Source organism: Puia sp., assembly GCF_036500295.1.
Taxonomy (GTDB): Bacteria; Bacteroidota; Bacteroidia; order Chitinophagales; family Chitinophagaceae; genus Puia.
Window position 1 is genome coordinate 64,000 of record NZ_DASYCH010000002.1, and the last position, 18,876, is coordinate 82,875.

Consider the following 18,876-nt stretch of genomic DNA (forward strand, 5'->3'; position numbering starts at 1 on the left):
TCATATACATGCAAATAAAATATTTGCTAAAAAAAGCTAGTATGTTCCATGCACGCTTTCAGTCAAAAAATTTAAATTTTCAAATCCTACCTTTGCGCCATGGAATTATTAGACGGTAAAATTGCTTCAAAGGCGATAAAAGATACCCTTACCCTCAGGGTGGCACAGTTGGTAGCGGAAGGAAAGAAGGTCCCCCATCTCGCGGCGGTATTGATCGGAAACAACGGGGCCAGCGAGACCTATGTAGGCGCAAAAGTGAAAGCCTGTGCCGAGATTGGGTACCGGTCGACCCTGATCCGGCTGGAAGACAGCATTACGGAGAACCGGCTTCTCACAACGATCGAAGGATTGAACAACGACCCCGATGTGGATGGCATCCTGGTACAGTTGCCGTTACCGAAACATATTTCCGATGAAAAAGTGATCAATGCCATCCACCCTTCCAAGGATGTGGACGGCTTCCATCCCGAGAATGTGGGAAAGCTGGTGCAGGGGCTTCCCGCTTTTATCCCGGCGACCCCCCATGGCATCCTCCTGCTGCTGGAGCATTATAAAATTGATACCCGGGGAATGCATGCCGTTGTCGTCGGGCGGAGCAATATCGTGGGTCGGCCCATGAGCATCCTGCTCAGCGGCAATACCAACCCGGGCAACTGTACCGTCACCCTCTGCCATTCCCGGACCCGGAATATCGCCGAGCTTTGTCTCCAGGCGGATATCATTGTGGCAGCCCTGGGACGGCCGGAATTCATCACCGCCCCGATGATCAAAAAAGGCGCGATCGTCATCGACGTGGGGATCACCCGGGTATCCGATCCGACCAAAAAAAGCGGTTTTGCCCTGAAAGGGGATGTCAGGTTTGACGAAGTGGCTTCGCTTTGCAGCTATATCACCCCGGTCCCCGGCGGAGTCGGTCCAATGACCATCGCCGCCCTGATGAAAAATACGTTTACCGCCTGCGAGGAGAGAAATGGAAATGAATAATATAGAAGCGGGGCTACCCGTCATGGAATCCTTTTATACTCTTCAGGGGGAGGGGTTTCACCAGGGAAGAGCGGCGTTTTTCATCCGGCTGGGCGGATGTGACGTGGGCTGCGTGTGGTGTGACGTAAAGGAAAGCTGGGATGCGGATAAGCACCCCCGGCTTTCGGTGGAAGAACTGGTCGCTTCCGCCGGCGAGCATCCGGGGCGGCTGGTTGTGATCACCGGCGGCGAACCCCTGATGCATGACTGTACCGGGCTCACCAGGGAGCTGCACCGGGCCGGTTTTGCCACCCATGTCGAGACCTCGGGCGCCTGGCCGCTTAGCGGGGAATGGGACTGGATATGTCTTTCCCCCAAAAAATTCAAGGCCCCCCTGCCCGGCATCGTGTCCCTGGCCAATGAACTGAAGGTTGTCATATATAATAGATCGGACTTCGAATGGGCCGAGCAATGGGCAGCCCGGACATCCCCGGCCTGCAGGCTCTTTCTTCAGCCCGAATGGAGTAAATCGGCGACGGTCACCCCCCTGATCATCGACTATATCAAGGCCCATCCCCGGTGGGAATTCTCCCTGCAATTACACAAGTATATCCATGTGCCATAAGGGAATACGTACTGGAGTAACCGCATAAATTGTCGTAACTTTCGTTTCAGATAGTCTAGTAATTCCCATATATGAAAAACCGAAGCCTACTTGTTGTCATAGCCCTGCTGGCCGGCGTTCTGGCAAAGGCCCAGTATAACCCGGATAAGGTGAATAAAAAAGCCGCCCAGTTGTATACCAAGGCGCTCGAACTCGCTCAGGGTGATGATTTTAAGGGTGGCATCGCGGCGCTGCAGAAAGCAGTGGGCATCGACCGGAATTTCGAGGAGGCTTATCTTTCGATGGCCGGGATGTATGGCGAGTTGAAGGACTATCAAGACGCCATCGACAATTATGAGAAGGCAAAAGCGATCGACTCCAACTATTTCAAAGACTACAACCTTCCCTATTCGATCAACCTGGCCGGGAGCGGCGAATTTCAGAAGGCGCTGGACGCCGTAAACGTCTTTCTTACCGTCACCGATCTCAATGAAACGAGCAAAAAGGCAGGGGAATACCGGCTGAGATGTTATCGTTTTGCGCTTGACTATGCGGCAAATCATGCTGCGGGCGGCTATAAATTCGAACCGCATAATCTCGGTGACAGTATCAATTCCAGGGTATCAGAATATTATCCCACCGTCACCATCGACGGCAGTAAGCTGATCTATACCCGCCGGGTCAATAATTTCAATGAGGATTTTTACGAGTCCGACAAGCAGAACGGGTCCTGGGGCAAGAGCGGGAGTCTGCCCGGCAATATCAATACCAATCAGAATGAAGGCGCCCAAAACGTGTCACAGGATGGGCAATGGCTCATCTTTACCGGCTGCAATTTCCCCGACGGACACGGCAGCTGTGATCTTTATATTTCCTACCTGACTGCCGACGGCTGGAGCACGCCTGAAAATCTCGGCGACAGCATCAACTCCGAGTATTGGGAATCCGCGCCTTCGCTCTCCCCCGACAAGCGGGATCTGTATTTTTCCAGTCGCCAGCCCGATGGATATGGCGGAAGCGATCTCTATGTAAGTCACCGGCTGCTGAATGGCCGCTGGAGCATGCCCGAAAACCTGGGCCCCACGATCAATACCGTCGGCGACGAGGGAACGCCTTTTATCCATGCCGATAACCAAAGTCTGTATTTTACATCCAATGGGCATCCCGGCTATGGCGGCGACGACCTTTTCGTCTCGCGGAAAGGACCCGAGGGCGTTTGGAGCAAACCCGAAAACCTCGGCTATCCGATCAATACGATCGAGAACGAAGGCAGTCTGATCATTACCGCAGATGGCAAGACGGCTTATTACGCAAGCGACCGCGCCGACAGCCGTGGCGGACTGGATCTTTATTCCTTCGAGATGCGGGAAGACATCCGGCCCGCGCCAACCACCTGGGTAAAGGGCCGGGTCTTCGACCGGAAAACCGGCAAAGGATTGCCTTCCAGTGTCATCCTGACCGATCTCGCCAGCCGGGATGTGGTGAGTAAATTACAAACCGATGAGACGGGAAACTATCTGATCACTCTTCCAAAGGGAAAGGACTATGCCTTCAACGTCAACCGGCGGGGCTACCTTTTCTACTCCGATAATTTTGCGCTTGGCAAGGAGCAGCAGACCGACAGCGCCTATCATATCGATATTCCCCTGCAGCCGCTTGAAGCAAACGCGGCCATCGTCCTGAAGAATATCTTTTTCGAATCCAATAAATACGAGCTGAAATCCGAGTCAGAGGCCGAGCTCAATGAAGTGGTGCAACTCCTGAAAGAAAATCCCACGCTCCGCATCCAGATCAATGGCCATACCGACAATTCAGGTAAGGCCACGGACAATCAGGGCCTTTCGGAGAACAGGGCCAAGGCAGTGACCAACTATCTCACTACCAAAGGTATCGCGGCAACGCGCTTGTCCTATAAAGGATTTGGGGATACCCAGCCTATCGCCGACAATGCAACGCCGGATGGCCGGGCAAAGAACCGGCGGACTGAATTGAGCGTCATCAGCCGATGAAAATATCCACAGACGCGGAAGAGGCCGAAAGCCCCGGACGATTTTTGTAAATTCGTTGAATGGAGGCGATTTTGGAAGAAGAGGCGTTGTATCGCATCGCGCTGACGCGGATACCGGGTATCGGTCCCGTACAAACGAAGAAACTCATTGCGCAATTTGGGAATGCCGTTTCTGTTTTTCGGGCGGACCCGCAAATGCTCCGGTCGACCGGCCTGAAGGAAGACCGTGTCGCCGCGATCGCGGGGTTTTGCGGAAGACCCGCACTGGAAGCAGAGGTTCGGCTGCTCGGGAAAAAGGGCGTGCGGCTCCTTTTCTTCACCGACCCCGCCTATCCTTCGCGCCTGAACAATATTCCCGACTCCCCTTCCCTTCTTTTCTACCGCGGCAATGCCGATCTCAATGCCGACAGGATCGTGGCCGTCATAGGCACCCGTCGGGCGAGCGACTACGGACGTCAGATAACGGCTCAGCTGATCAGACAAATAGCTCAACCGGGTTTGCTTATTATCAGCGGGTTGGCGCTGGGCATCGATACCGCGGCGCATGAGGCGGCATTGAACCACCATCTGCCCACGGTTGGTATCCTTGGTCATGGGTTTGGTCATCTATACCCGCCCGAGAACCGGCAGCTGGCAAAGTCGATGATCTGCGATGGCGGCTTGCTTACCTCGTTTGGCTATGGCGTTAAACCCGAAGGTTATCGTTTTCCCGATCGCAATGAGATCGTCGCGGGCCTTTGTGATGCGCTGGTAGTGGTAGAGACCGCGCGTAGAGGCGGCAGTCTGCTCACTGTGGAGACAGCAAGGAAATATGGCCGAAAGATCTTTGCCGTTCCGGGCAGGGTAACGGATCCCCGCAGTTCGGGTTGTAACTGGCTTATCCGGCAGGAAATTGCAACCCTGCTGACCTCGGGCGACCAGTTGCAGGCGATGGCGGGATGGAAATGGCCGGAAGGCGGCAGGGGTGTGCAAACCAGGCTGCGGCTGGCTTCACCCGGAGGAGAGGGAACGAACCCGCAAGGCGGCAGGCCAGATCCGGAAGATGCCGGGCCAGATCCGGAAGACAGTCTGCTGCAATTGCTGAAACAAAGGGACTGCGTTTATATCGATGAGATCGCTGCCCAAACCGGGCTTGCGCCTTCGTCTCTCGCCCTGTTGCTGCTCAAGCTTGAACTGCAGGGTTTGATCAGCGTTTTACCGGGGAAAAGATATAAATTCAAAACGCCCGCAATCCGCGCCTGACGCAGGTTTTGCCGGTATACCGACAAAAATTTGGAGCGTACCGGTCCGCTGACCTATCTTTGCACATGGCAAGAATAAATTCTCCCGCTGGAAGATCAGCATCCCCCTCAAAATTTTTTGGAGACGGACTCACGTTTGACGATGTTCTTTTATTGCCCGCATTTTCGCAGGTTTTGCCCCGGGAAGTAGATATCCGGACCCAGCTTACCAAGGCGATCACCCTCAATACTCCCATGCTTTCGGCCGCGATGGATACCGTCACGGAAGCAAACCTGGCAATCGCGCTGGCCAGGGAAGGCGGCATCGGCATACTGCACAAGAACATGAGTATCGAGAAACAGGTGGAGCAGGTGCGTAAAGTGAAGAGAAGCGAGAGCGGGCTGATCATCGATCCTGTCACCCTGCATGAAAATGCCACCATCGGCGATGCGCTCCGGTTGATGAAAGAGAATAAGATCGGGGGCATTCCCATTACCGACAATAATAAAGTACTGGTGGGTATCCTTACCAACCGCGATCTGCGCTTTGAGGACAGCAAGCGGAAATTGGTCAGTGAGGTCATGACCCCAAAAGAAAAGCTGGTAACGGCGCCCGAGGGAACCGATCTGAAAAAAGCGGAGAAGATCCTGCAGAAATACAAGATCGAAAAATTGCCCGTCGTCAACAAACAGGGCAAGCTGATCGGACTGATCACCTATCGGGACATCCTGCAGGTGTCGAGCTATCCCAATGGCGTCAAAGATTCCTACGGCCGTCTGCTCGTCGGCGCCGCGCTCGGCATTACCAAGGACCTGCTGGAAAGGGCCGGTGCACTCCAGCAGATCGGGGTGGATGTCGTTACGCTGGACAGTGCGCACGGTCATCATATCGGCGTGATCAACGCCTTAAAATCGTTGAAGAAATCCTTTAAGAACCTGCAGGTCATCGCGGGAAATATCGGTACGGCGGCGGGAGCAAAGGCGCTTGCCGATGCGGGTGCCGATGCGGTCAAGGTCGGGATCGGTCCCGGCTCCATTTGTACGACCCGGATCGTGGCCGGCGCGGGTGTTCCGCAGATCACGGCCGTCATGGAAGCGGCATCGGCCCTCAACCCGAGAGGCATCCCCGTGATCGCCGATGGCGGTATCCGTTATACCGGTGACATGGTGAAGGCGCTGGCCGCCGGCGCCAATGTCGTAATGATGGGCAGCGTGTTTGCGGGTGTAGAGGAAAGCCCCGGTGAAACGATTATCTACGAAGGCCGGAAATTCAAACAATACCGGGGTATGGGTTCTATCGGCGCGATGTCCCAGGGCAGCAGCGACCGGTACTTCCAGGATGTGGAGGACGATATCAAGAAACTGGTGCCGGAAGGCATCGAAGGTCGCGTAGCCTTCAAGGGCAGTCTCTCGGAAGTCGTTCAGCAATATGTCGGGGGACTAAGAGCCGGGATGGGTTATTGCGGGGCGAAGGACATCAAGACCCTGCAGCAGCAATCCCAGTTTATCCGGATCACCAACGCAGGGATGAAAGAGAGCCATGCGCATGATGTAGAGATCACGAAGGAAGCACCGAATTATAGTCGACGGTAACCCACTGCCGCCCGGGGGCTGCAGTATAAAACTGTTCTCGCTTGAAAAAGTTCCACCCCCTCCTGTTGTCAGTCCTTTCCGGTATCCTGCTTTTTGCCGCATGGCCGGTGTCCCCGTTCACCTTTCTGGTCTTTGTCGCCTTTATCCCGCTTTTATGGCTGGAGCGGCAGGGAAGCCGGCGTTATTTTGGCTGGGTCTATCTCGCGATGCTCACCTGGAATCTTGCGGCCACCTGGTGGGTCTGGAATGCTTCAGAGCCCGGCTCCATAGCGGCCTTTTTGGCAAACAGCCTGCTGATGTGCCTTCCCTGGCTTGGTTTTCGCGCCGTCAGACGGAGGATGGGCGATACGATCGGCTATTCTTCACTGGTCGTTTTCTGGCTTAGCTTTGAATATCTCCATCTGCAAAACTGGGGGCTCAGCTGGCCCTGGCTCACGCTGGGTAATGTATTCGCGACCCGGACGGCCTGGATCCAATGGTATGAATACACCGGCACCAGCGGCGGCGGACTCTGGGTGCTGGTGGTCAACGTTCTGCTTTTTTTGCTGGCCTGGGATTGGGTGCAGAAAAAAAAACTGGTCCGGCAGCGGATCTTCTGGGTAGCCGGATTGTTGGCTGTTCCAATATTGGTCTCGCTGATATTGACTCCCCACGAGCCCGACCACAAGGCGCCGGCCGGCAACATCGTCATCATCCAGCCGAATATCGATCCTTACGAAAAGCTCTCCACCGGCAGCTTTGACGCTCAATTGCAAAAGCTGCTTCGCCTGAGCGAGTCCGCAGTCGATAGCAACACCACGCTGCTGGTCTGGCCGGAAACGGCCCTGTATAATGACAATGGGTTCCTGGAGGACAGACTGAAACAAAGCTACTTTCTCAACCCGCTCTGGGATTTTCTACGCCGTCATCCCCGGATCGATCTGCTGACCGGCATCGAAAGCGTGCGCCTTTTCAAAGAGAAACATTCGCCAACAGCCTTTCTCCTTTCTGATACCAACGAATACCTCGAAAGCTACAATGCAGCCGTGCTGATGGATAGTTCGGGACCGCTCGATTTCTATCATAAATCGCGGCTGGTGCCCGGCGCGGAAAGCTTGCCGCCTTTTCTGCATGTCCTGGACGCCTGGTTTGAAAAATTTGGCGGAACGACGTCAGGCTATACAGGACAGGACGAAAGGACGGTGTTCGAAACCCCCAATCATCTCTACCGGATCGCACCGATAGTGTGTTTTGAGAGTATTTACGGCGAGTTCATCTCGAAGTATGTTCATAACGGCGCTAATATCCTTGCCATCATCACCAACGACGGGTGGTGGCGGGACACCCCGGGATACAAACAGCATGAAAGCTATGCCCGGATGCGGGCGATAGAAACGCGGCGATGGGTGATCCGGAGCGCAAACACCGGAGTATCCTGTATCATCGATCCCGTGGGTAAGATCATCGAATCGCGTCCCTGGAATGAGGCCGCCTTTATCAAAACATCCGTCCCGACAGAGAATACCCAGACCTTTTATGTCCGGTATGGAGACTGCCTCTCCAAACTCATGCTGGCCCTGGCGCTGATCTTCGTTATCTGGAATATCGTAACGTTTATCAAAACAAGAATGAGTCGTGGATAAGACCCTTATACAGGATGGACGAACACTTTTTTACCGGGAAGAAGGGAGTGGGTTACCGGTGTTGCTGTTGCATGGCTTCGCCGAAGACGGCGAGGTTTGGAATGAGATCGTTCCGCGCCTCAGCGGCCATTGCCGGCTGCTGATCCCCGATATCCCCGGCAGCGGGAAGTCCATGCTGTTACCCGGCGAGCCATCCATCGACGCTTTGGCAGACGCGATAAAGATCTTCATCGACCAACTGGGAATCGAGACGGCCGTGCTGATCGGTCACAGCATGGGCGGCTATATCGCACTTGCCTTTGCCGAAAAATATCCCGGCCGGTTGAAGGCCTTTGGCTTTTTTCATTCCACGGCCTATGCCGACAGTGAAGAAAAAAGAGCCACCCGCCGCAAGAGCATCGAATTCATCCGGCAGCACGGCGCAGTCCCATTCATCCGGCAGTCCACACCCAATCTCTTTGCCCTGGAAACAAGGGAAAGCCGGGCTTCCCTGGTGGAAGAGACCATCCTCCGGTATTCCCGATTCGCACCGGAGTCACTGATCTATTATTACGAGGCCATGATCCGGCGGCCCGACCGGGTTTCGGTGCTCCGGCAATTCCCCGGGCCGATACTCTTTCTCATGGGGGCGAAGGATACGGTGATCCCCTACGAGAAGTCAATACAGCAATGTCACCAGCCTACCCTCTCGATCATCCATACGCTGGACCATGCAGGACACATGGGGATGCTTGAAGAGCCGGAACGCAGCAGCGCCCTTTTGCAATCATTTCTAAACTTTGTACAATACTCATGAACAGAACCATTTTTATCACCGGCGCCACCTCCGGCTTTGGAGAGGCCTGCGCCCGGAAATTCGCCGCCGGCGGCGATCACCTTATCCTTACCGGAAGACGGAAGGACCGGCTGATGACGCTCAAACAAGAGTTGGAGGCCCGCACAGGCGTACAGGTGCTGCCGCTTATATTCGACGTACAGGACCGCGATGCGGTCTTCTCCGCGGTAGCAGAATTGCCGGAAGCCTGGCGGAAGATCAATATCCTTGTCAACAATGCCGGACTTGCACTGGGCAGGGATTTCTTCGAGGATGCCAATCTCGACGACTGGGAGACCATGATCGACACCAACGTAAAGGGGCTGCTGTATGTCTCAAAGGCCGTTCTTCCCCTGATGATCCCGGTCGGCAACGGACATATCATCAATCTCGGGAGCGTGGCAGGCAAGGAAGTATATGAAAAGGGCAATGCGTACTGCGGCAGCAAATTCGCCGTCGACGCTATCTCCAAATCCATGCGCATCGATCTTTTGCGGCATGGGATAAAGGTCACGGCCATCCAACCCGGTGCAGCGGAGACCGAATTCTCCAATGTCCGGTTCAAAGGCGATGACAGCCAGGCAAAAAAGATCTATGAGGGCTATACCCCGCTTACGGCGGAGGATGTGGCAGACGCTATCTATTACTGCGCCAACCTGCCGGCGCACGTCTGCATAAACGATCTGGTCATGACCTGTACGGCACAGGCCGATGCCATCTATTTCTACAAAAAAGACTAAGATCCCGTTAGGGGGCAAGCGCTATGCGGATATGGATGCCCCCCCGGGTGGTAACGATCGGTGGAGTGGTAGAGATCTTCGGCGTAGTACGGGTTTGGTCAAAATAGAAGTTCAGGTTGATGCGATTGTTCAAAACATAGTCGATCGTTGGACCGATATGAACCACCCGCTGACCGCCCGTGGGAAGTGAGGAATTCTGATCCAGATAGCTGCTGGACATGGCGTCGTCCCTGACGCTGACGGTTAGCTTCAATGTAAGATCATTCGAACCTTTCTGCGCATTGATACTGCCCGGAGCCCCGTTTGGCGGGGTCTTGCCGTTGCCCGGGATCTTCCAGCCAAAAGGCAGTCCGACATTCCGCTTTTTATACCCCAACGTAAGACTCAGCTCGGAGGAATGCGTCTCGCTCAGCTGGAAATCGATCAGGCTGAGACTCAGCTGCCGCGAGCGGCTGTAGCTGGCCTGGGCGGTCATCATATTCACGAATGCCATATCCACTCCCAGCAAGGGCGAGAACTGCTCGGAGATAGAAATATTAGGAACCGCATAATAGGGAATGAAATTCCCGGTCAGGGTATCGATAAAGCCCGGTTGTCCATACCTGGATGGGTCGCTATAGTTGAGCTGGGAGTTGAAGCTGTTCATGCTCAGGTTACCCGTATAGGCATTGGTAAGATTAAAGCTGGTAAAGATCTTGTTGAACCAGGGCAGCCGGCTGAGGCCGTTGTAGGTAATATGCCAGTTGGGTTTCGGCAGATAGCCGGAGAAAGGATTGCTGGTGACGTTGCCGCCCTTCTCGTCGAGAAGCGCCACCTTGTCGGGGCTTTTCCCGGTATAGGCGGCGATAAAGGCGGGGATCAGCACATCCTGGGCATAACGGCCATATCCTACGGCATAGCCGTCACTGCCCGTCAACCCACCCGTATAGGGATTGATCGATCCCAATCTGGCGGAGATGATCTGCCGGTAGGTTTCGAATCGTTCGAACGTGCGGGAGATCTGATCCGGCCGGTATTTCTCAAAAAGGGTCTTATAGGAGATAAAGCTGATGCTGAAGGTGCCCGCGATATAGGGATTCAGCCGGGCAAACCCATTGCCGCCGATGGTGTCTTTGAACAGTTCGGAGTAGTTCTGGCCGAAGGTCTTGTCGACGTTGAGCGATATACGCAGGTCACGTATTGGTTCCAGTACGGCCGAAGCGGAGATCTTTTGCGCATAGCTGATCAGGTTCTGGCTGTTCAACGCGGAATCCCGGGAGATCAGGTTCTTGCTCCCCAGTTTGTTGATGAAGTTGGTGTCGGCCCGTTTGCCAAAGACATAGCCCCAACCCGGCTGCATGGATCGGAAGTCCATCCCCAAAGCACGGCTGCTGTCGAGAAAGCCATAGATGGTTGATGAACTGTTATCCGAATAGTTGAAGGTGATATGCTTCAATGACGTGATCAATTTTGCCAGCGCCTTGGGAATGCCGGTGAGGCCGGCCGCCTGTGGCGCCGAACCGGCTCGTCGGGAGGTGTCGGGCACCTGTCTCCCGCCGACAGTGGTCGTTCTTGGCGGCGGTTGATCGAGGCCACGCAACAGTTTCCATTTGCTGTACAGGCGGGTGAAATCCAGATCGGCCAGGACGGTGCGTTGCTGCGTATTGGAAATGCTGTTACCGAGGGCCTGGGCGTAGAGAAACTGAGAAGCCCCGGTCCAGATATAGGATGCCGAATAGCCCGCCTTTACGGTCGTCCAGTCCAGCGCCGGGATCTTGCTGGTCGGCAGCGTATAGGAAATGTTCGTATTCTGGGTATACAGCACGGTACGGCCACCCCGCCAAAACCGCTGCCACATCTGTCGGCGCTGCTGTTTATTCAATCTTCCACTGTCCTCGTCGATCCACGACTTATTGGTGGCGGTAAAATCCAGGGACAGGGATTTCGTGAAATCCCATCTAAGCGTATACAGCCGGTCGAAGGTGAAGAATTTGTTGAAGGTCTCCGGAAGGACATCCGGCCCGCCGATATTCCTCGATCGATAGGCGCCGAATTGCCGGTAAATATTCGCCTGGAAACCCAGGACGTTCGGCATCAGGTTGAAATTAAAATCCCGGACAAGTCCCAGCCAGGGTGACCGGGATTTGATCAGCTTCTTAAACGGCTCGATATACCTTGCCGTATGGGTGTAGTTGTAGGCGAGAATGGCCTTGTGGGTGATCAGTTCGTCTTCCGTGGCCAGGGGACTATGGTGTTCGCTCCGGCTGTAGGAATAGCTGACATTCACATTCTCGATGCTCCAGACCTTTAGTTTCTTATTCGTGGTATTGTTCTTATGAACGTTTGTAAAGTTGACGGTCTGAATGGTCGTCTGATCCACCGCCTGTTTGCGAATGGAATCCTTCTCCTTCGCAGGCGCCGCGCTGAGTTTGTCCTTCAGTTTTATATCCAGATCGAATGGGTCGTATTCGGGTGTGCTCGTGGTTTGGGTTATCCCGGCATATATCGGGATCGACACCGCGGCTTTTTTGGGCAATAGCTTGCCGGCATCGATATTGATGGCGGCATCGACCTCGGCATCGTTCTCCAACGATCGCTGGTTGGTACTCTGGTCGATGGTACCCCAACCGACAGATTTGTTGCTGCCCGAAACGGTCAGCGTACCAAGATCGGCCAGTTTCATGTCCACCTTGCCGACCGCGGCCCAGCCCCCCTTCTCGCTGATATCCGTGAGCCGAAGCTCATTAAACCATACTTCCGTACATACCGTCGGCCGGTTGACGTTCTGAACCCCCAGGAAGAAGGCCTGGATAGCGCCCAGGTTTGGGTTACCGAGGATCGCATACGACCGGCCGTCCCCATCTGTCTCCTTATAATAAGCATTGGAGGTGCCGCCGTTGTTTCTGTCCACCTTCAACTTGACTAACCGGCTCAATGCCAGATCGAGGTTATTCTGAGCAGGCCAGACCGACTCCGCGGAGGAATCGCCCCATTGGCTTACCACGATGGGCACACGGATCTCATAGTAGTTGCTGACAAAGTCGCTGCCAAGACGAACGATATAAGACATATCACGGTCGTTCACCGTCCCCTGAGTTACCGCTTCCGCATGAACGAACATATCCATCGTCCCATAGCGCCGTAAGTCGAGGTTGGTCGTTTTGTAAACCCCGCGGACATCTCCCTGCAAAAGGCTGCAGATCTGCAGGCTCATCGCCTGTTCGTTGAGCAGCAGGTTGACATTGTTGTTGCTCAGTTCCTGCTGACGGACGACCCCGGGAGGTGAGACGTAGTTGATCGGCTGGCGGGAGCTGTTTTGCTCGATGTTCACCGCCGTTACGTTAAAGCTCGTGATGCTGCTGTTGGGCAACAGGGTCATATTCCCTGTCGTGTCGATGGTATAGGCAAAGCTTCTCCAGGAGTTTCGCACCAGTTGCAGCTGGGCGAAACGGAGGACCACCGAGTCCGACCAGTTGGTCAGATACATCCGGATGAACTGGATCGACCGGAAGTCCGGCATATTGCCTACGTTCTGGTAATACTCCGCCAGCGGGATGGTCATCTGGTACCAGGTCTGCTGGACGCCTCCTGTTGGCCGGAAGCTCACGGAGTCCGTGACATAGTCATAGCCCATGGTCCGGCCGAGGCTGTCCCTGGTGAGGTTGACCTTATATTCGAAATACTGTTCCAGGGTGTTCATGGTATTATCCTTGTTCAGGTCTTCCTGATCGGGATAAAGCGTATAGGCCGAGATCGTCGTCGCGCCGGTATTGGCAACGGGGGAGTTACCCTGGGGGTTGTTGACATTCTTATACCGGCCAAGGATACCCGTTTGCGATTGGTCGTAGCTTGCATCCCGGTAATTGATGAAGTTGTCGCTGGACGGGTCATTGGAGGCATTCGTAAAGGCAGTGCTGCCGGTGCCGATCGTCGCGCCGAGGGCCGTCAGATAACGCCCGAACTTGGTCCGTTCTTCCACATCACCGATACCGTCAAAACCTACGTCCTGGTACTGGCGATCGGCTGCATCGTTGCTGAATGCCGTGGTCACCTGGATCGGATTGGCAGGCACGGTGCCCCAGACGGAGGTGTTATCCGGTTCGGAGGCGATATTCGGAGTGGGAAGGCCGTTCTCAAATTCTTTTTTTCCATCTTTCAGGATGTCTTCCGAGACACTTCCCAAATCGATATACAACTGACCGCCGGTGCTGTTGCCGCCGTTCGGCCCTTGCGCGAAAGGGCTCAATACCCAGAACTGGAGGACTTCGATATTCGCCGTTTCGAAATCGGTCTGGTCAAGGGCGCGCATGATACCGCCCCAGCGCTTTGTCGGATTGTTCAGTTTTCCGTTTTGCGCGATGCTTCCGGGCCGCGCGTCGAAGTTATACGGACCGCGATCGCCGGGATAATAGGCCATATCAAAAGTGACCAGCTGGGCCTGCCCGGTCTGCACGGTCTGTTCCGGGAACAACTGCTGCACCTGTATCGGCCCGATGCGCGGATCGAGCAGGGAATTTTCATATTTGTCCGGGTTGTTCGCATTGCTTTGATCCTGGAGGGTAGGTTCGATATTGTACCAGGCAAGTTTTGCCCGGTTGAATCCATAGTCCAGCGAATCGTTGAGATTGCCCTCGGGAAAGAGCGGCGGGTTTGTGGGCACCGAACTGGGGGGTACGGAAGGCGTGGACGCGAGTGCCCAGCTGGTGAGCGGGAACCGCAGGTCGATTGCGCTTGTGCTGCCTTCGAAGTCGTCGACGTATACGGCGCCGCTATTGCCTTTGCCGATCTGCGGCGGATGGCCGGGCCGCAGGATCGCGGCTTCTCCATAGGCATTGATCGTACTCATCTCCTTTGTCGAATAGAAGGGCAGCTTGTCCAGCAGCCGGGTCAGCTGGGGTAGCTGCCCCCGGTAGTTGACATCGGTGCCGATCATCGTATTGCGGATCGGGTCTTCGCCATAGTTGGTTTTACTGAAGAAGGGCCGTTCGTTCAGCCGTTCGAATGTGGCGCCCAGATTGAGGGACTCGGTGGCCGTATTCTTTGCGAGATAGTCCAGGCGTACCCCCATAAAGCTGCGTTGCTGCAATCCGAAATTGGCATTGTTCTCAAAGGATACATTGACAGGAACGCCTGAATTGACGATGGCCTGGTTGATGATCTGCACCTGGCCTAAATTGTAATCGACGACATAGTCGACATTTTCTCTCAGGGTCTGACCGCCGGCGGTGACCACGACGGAACCCGGAGGAACGTTGTAGGCATTGAGAGAAAGGCTGGAGGTGGACTGTCCTTTGGCGGAGCCATTCAGCACATATCGGTCGACGTTAGCAAATGTCTGCGCTACGGCCTTGATGGTATCATACAGTTGATAGAATACATACTTGTTCTTCAGCGCCTGCGGCGCGCCGAAAAAGGCCAGCGTATCGAGGTCCCGGCCAAAGGGCTCCAGGACGGGAAAGATGATCCGGCCCTGGTTGGAAATGACGGTCAGCCCTTCGATATAATCGAAGATCCCGTCCGAGCCTGGGTCGTTATGCGCATTCAACCGGTCGAGACCAAGGATGGAAAGCAGCGGGAAATTCGCCTTGGGTCCCTCGGGCAGGTAGCGCTTGGTACCTTTGCTCGGCTCGTCATAGTTGACATTGAACTGAAATCCCTGTTGCTGGATATTGGCCAGGAAACTGCCGGTAGCCGTCTTCAGGGAGTAAACGTTCTTCATCATCAGCCGCCAGATAGGCAGGTTGGTACGTTGGGAAGTGGCTTTCAACAATTTAAGATACAGCACCTTGGAGGCGCCGCCGCCGCCGGTGGCGGTGGTGTCGGGCGGGACATCGTTGGAAAACTCTCCTACCTGGTAGATATGACCGTTATAGCTGTACTGATAGGCTACACCCAGGACGTCGTTGGCCTGCAGGGTCTGGTTGATCGAAATAAAGCCCACCTGTGGGTTGAAATAAAAGTCCGAGGAATTCAGTTTCCGGGCGTAAACGATCTCAAAGTCCTGCACCTGGGTCAAACCCAGGGAATTAAGCTTGGTTGCGGCAGTCGAGGGGCTCCGGCTGGCGGGGTCGTTGATGATGCTCCGGTATTCGGAGTTGGCATCGTTGTCAGGGAGTCCGGTGGTATTGCTACCGCGGCCGATCCGGTTGTTGTAAGGCGAGGATTCCCCAAGGTCCATCAGGCCCACGATCTGGCGGGAACCGGTGTCGACCCCATTGCGATTGGTTACCCAGACCTCGATGCGCAGGATGTTCACCTGGGAACTGACGACGGGGATGGTAGCCATCGCCCGGTTGAAATTGTTCCGGAAGTACTGCGCCAACAGGAAGTGCCGGTTTTCGTCGTAGTCGTCCGCCTTGAACTGGAACGTGGACACCGCGGCGCCGCCCTGGGAGGAAACATTCTGTTTTTGCGAGCGCTGGTTGGCCAGAACCGCGGTGACGGAGAGTTTTCCGAACTGCAGTTTGGTCTTGATCCCAAAGAGGGACTGCGCGCCGGTCATCAACGTGCTGGGGGTGGTGAAAGACACATTCCCGGCCTCGATCTTCTTGATGATCTCATCCGGTCCGCCGGTGTAATCCAGCTTTAACTGGTTCTCAAAGTCGAAATTTGCTAAAGTATTATAGCTGATAGGAAGCTTTAGTTTGTCCCCGATATTACCCAGGACCTGGATATTGGCGCTTTCGTTAAAGTCAAAGCCGCCGGTTCGGCGGGCGCTTTCCGGCAGGGTCGGGTTCTGGATATTCTGGCCCAGATAGCCCGCGGTGACGTCCACGTTCCCCTGGGGTTTGATGTCTATCTTTCCGTTGCCGAAGATGCGATTGAAGAGATTGTCGCTGACGGACAGCTTGGGCCGCAGGAGGCGGCGGTTAAGGGCATCCAGGGCATCTGCGCGTTTGCGGAAATAGTCATCCTCGGCCGAATCGCCGGACATTTTCAGCATTTCTTCGGCTGTGAAATAAGTCGGCTTTCTATAGTATTGATTACCAATCTTTTCAATAATGTAATACTGCTGGGTCACCGGGTCATAGACGATGGAGTCGCGCAGGTTGGGCGGATTCTTGAGGTCGAATGGGTTCCTGTTCGGATAGGAGAACCGGTCGCCGCGGCGATCGTAGATGGGGAAGCGGAGGCTGTCACCGGGCCGTGCCGTGTCTTTGACGGCTGGTCGCGGCTGAAGGCTGTCGCGCGTGCGAAGTGTCGTATCGTTGCCTGTGGAAGCGGGAGCGTTGCCCGTAGAGGCGGGTGCATTGCCCGCGCGCCGGAGGGAATCCCGTTGTCTGCGGATCGAGTCGGCGGCTCTTCTCATCTGACTGAGATAGTAGTCGGCCAGGCCTACCGTATCAGTCCGGCGGCCTGTCGTATCCCGCCGGGTACCCGGTGCTGTTGTATCCCGACGTTGCTGGAATGGATGAGCCGAAACAGTCGTACAAAACACAACTGAGGCAGCCGTCAACACTACCGTTGCCAGGATCAGCAGAAACAAATGGCGGGTCAAACTTTCCTCAAGAATTAGTTAGGTAGATTTCCACCGATAGGCTTACAAAATTTTTAAAGCTTTCTTAATAACGTCCTCGATCTTTTCTGCTCCGGCCCCTTCACTCAAGACTTTTTTGATGGCATTTTCAGCGGCAGGTCTGGCTATTCCCAGCGTGATCAGTGCATTTAACGCGTCCTGTTCTAAGGTATTGCTTATCAGAGATGAAATATTTGTGTTTTCTTCCCTTGATTTGCCCAGTTTGTCGCGCAGTTCGAGGATGATCCTTTCGGCGGATTTTTTACCGATCCCTTTGATACTTTCCAGTTGTTTTGCGTTGCCCTGGAGGATGGCCCGGGTGATCTCCTCCGGCTTCATCGAGGACAGCATCATTCGCGCAGTGGAAGCGCCCACCCCGGATACGCTGAGAAGCTGGATAAAGAGGTCTTTCTCCGCCCTGTCGAAGAACCCGTAGAGGATATGCGCGTCTTCCCGGATATGCAAGTAAGTAAGTAAGATCCCGCTCTCCAGTTGCTCGATGCGGGAATAGGTATTCAGGCTGATCTGGAGCTCATACCCCACCCCGGCAACGTCCATGTGAACCAGCGCCGGGCTTTTAAAAGCGAAAGAACCACGTAAAAAAGCGATCATAGTCGCGAAAATAGGGTAAAATATGGGCCGGAAATGCGCTACCCGAAAAATAGCGCATTTCCGGCAAAACGCTAATGTCTGTCCTTCGGACCAATCGCCTCTGGCGACTTTTATGGCACTTGCCGGCGCAAGGGACTTAGGGGGGCGGATTTGAATATTTTTCCCCACCTTTGCAAAAAACTTTTCTTCACCTGATTGGAAATTTATAATGAGCAAGAAAATGACCGCCGCTATCACCGCGATAGGAGGATATGTACCCGAAGACCGTCTGACCAATGCCGACCTGGAAAAAATGGTTGATACCAATGATGAGTGGATCCGCAGCCGCACGGGGATAGAGGAAAGAAGGATCCTGAAGGGAGAAGGCAAGGCGACTTCCGACCTGTGCGTTCCGGTGTTGGAGGAGATCTGCCGCAAACGGGGCATCAGCCCCATGGAGATCGATTGTGTCATCGTAGCTACGGTTACTCCGGATATGCTGTTCCCTTCCACGGCCAACATCGTCTGTGACAAGGTAGGCGCGAAGAATGCCTGGGGATATGATATGAGTGCAGCCTGCTCGGGTTTTGTATTTGCCCTTACCAGCGGCGCCATGTATATCGAAAGCGGCCGTTTCAAAAAAGTGGTTGTCATCGGCGCTGATAAAATGAGCAGTATCGTCGACTACAGCGACCGGACCACCTGCATCATCTTTGGAGATGGCGCGGGCGGCGTTTTGCTGGAGCCGAATATGGAGGGATATGGTATACTGGACAGTATCCTGAGAACCGATGGTAGCGGCCGGAACCATCTTCACATGAAGGCCGGCGGTTCGCTGCGGCCGCCTTCTTTTGAGACCGTCGCCGCAAAGGAGCACTATATTTACCAGGAAGGGCAGGCCGTTTTCAAATTTGCCGTAAAAGGCATGGCCGATGTCAGTGCCGAGCTGATGGAACGCAATAAACTGACCGGAGATGATATCAGTTGGCTGGTACCCCACCAGGCCAACAAGCGGATCATCGATGCGACAGCACACCGCATGGGACTTTCGGAAGAGAAGGTGATGATCAACATTCAGCGGTATGGCAATACTACCGCTGCGACCATCCCGCTCTGTCTCTGGGACTGGGAAGACAAGCTCAGAAAAGGAGATAACCTCGTATTAGCCGCTTTTGGCGGTGGGTTTACCTGGGGCGCTACCTGGGTCAAATGGGGATACTAACCTA

11 protein-coding genes are annotated in these 18,876 nt (G+C 54.7%); 9 read left to right on the forward strand and 2 right to left on the reverse strand.

What is annotated here, in order from left to right:
• Nucleotides 1–99: 99 nt before the first annotated feature.
• From VGM48_RS00565 to VGM48_RS00600, 8 genes are all read left to right on the forward strand, one after another.
• The gene (locus VGM48_RS00565; protein WP_331575521.1) at nucleotides 100–984 is read left to right on the forward strand and encodes a bifunctional 5,10-methylenetetrahydrofolate dehydrogenase/5,10-methenyltetrahydrofolate cyclohydrolase; all 885 of its coding nucleotides are present in this window, start codon (nucleotides 100–102) and stop codon (nucleotides 982–984) included.
• Nucleotides 977–1,588: a 7-carboxy-7-deazaguanine synthase QueE gene (locus VGM48_RS00570; protein WP_331575523.1), complete on the forward strand. Its 612-nt coding sequence runs from the start codon at nucleotides 977–979 to the stop codon at nucleotides 1,586–1,588. The genes VGM48_RS00565 and VGM48_RS00570 overlap by 8 nt, the downstream gene beginning before the upstream one ends.
• Nucleotides 1,589–1,659: 71 nt before the next feature.
• Nucleotides 1,660–3,576, forward strand: a complete 1,917-nt coding sequence (locus tag VGM48_RS00575; protein WP_331575525.1) for an OmpA family protein — start codon at nucleotides 1,660–1,662, stop codon at nucleotides 3,574–3,576.
• Nucleotides 3,577–3,635: 59 nt separating this feature from the next.
• A complete protein-coding gene (dprA, locus tag VGM48_RS00580) occupies nucleotides 3,636–4,817 on the forward strand; it encodes a DNA-processing protein DprA (protein ID WP_331575527.1) in 1,182 nt (393 codons plus the stop codon).
• A 65-nt stretch (nucleotides 4,818–4,882) separates the two neighbouring features.
• Nucleotides 4,883–6,388 (forward strand): IMP dehydrogenase, encoded by a 1,506-nt coding sequence (gene guaB, locus VGM48_RS00585; RefSeq protein ID WP_331575529.1) that lies wholly within the window; start codon nucleotides 4,883–4,885, stop codon nucleotides 6,386–6,388.
• Between the two features lie 41 nt (nucleotides 6,389–6,429).
• On the forward strand, nucleotides 6,430–8,010 hold the full coding sequence (gene lnt / locus VGM48_RS00590; RefSeq protein ID WP_331575531.1) for an apolipoprotein N-acyltransferase: 1,581 nt from the start codon (nucleotides 6,430–6,432) through the stop codon (nucleotides 8,008–8,010).
• Nucleotides 8,003–8,806, forward strand: a complete 804-nt coding sequence (locus VGM48_RS00595; protein WP_331575533.1) for an alpha/beta hydrolase — start codon at nucleotides 8,003–8,005, stop codon at nucleotides 8,804–8,806. The genes lnt and VGM48_RS00595 overlap by 8 nt, the downstream gene beginning before the upstream one ends.
• Nucleotides 8,803–9,564 carry an SDR family NAD(P)-dependent oxidoreductase gene (locus VGM48_RS00600; protein WP_331575535.1) on the forward strand — a complete coding sequence of 254 codons (762 nt, stop codon included), beginning with the start codon at nucleotides 8,803–8,805 and terminating at the stop codon, nucleotides 9,562–9,564. The genes VGM48_RS00595 and VGM48_RS00600 overlap by 4 nt, the downstream gene beginning before the upstream one ends.
• Nucleotides 9,565–9,571: 7 nt before the next feature.
• On the opposite strand, the gene sprA is transcribed toward VGM48_RS00600, so the two are convergent.
• Together sprA and ruvA are read right to left on the reverse strand one after the other, a co-directional pair.
• Nucleotides 9,572–17,041 carry a cell surface protein SprA gene (sprA, locus tag VGM48_RS00605; protein WP_331575536.1) on the reverse strand — a complete coding sequence of 2,490 codons (7,470 nt, stop codon included), beginning with the start codon at nucleotides 17,039–17,041 and terminating at the stop codon, nucleotides 9,572–9,574.
• Nucleotides 17,042–17,083: 42 nt separating this feature from the next.
• A complete protein-coding gene (ruvA, locus tag VGM48_RS00610) occupies nucleotides 17,084–17,671 on the reverse strand; it encodes a Holliday junction branch migration protein RuvA (protein ID WP_331575538.1) in 588 nt (195 codons plus the stop codon).
• A gap of 208 nt (nucleotides 17,672–17,879) precedes the next feature.
• Between ruvA and VGM48_RS00615 the strand changes: the two genes are divergently transcribed.
• Nucleotides 17,880–18,872, forward strand: coding sequence for a beta-ketoacyl-ACP synthase III (locus tag VGM48_RS00615; protein ID WP_331575540.1), 993 nt, complete (start codon nucleotides 17,880–17,882; stop codon nucleotides 18,870–18,872).
• Nucleotides 18,873–18,876 lie beyond the last annotated feature (4 nt).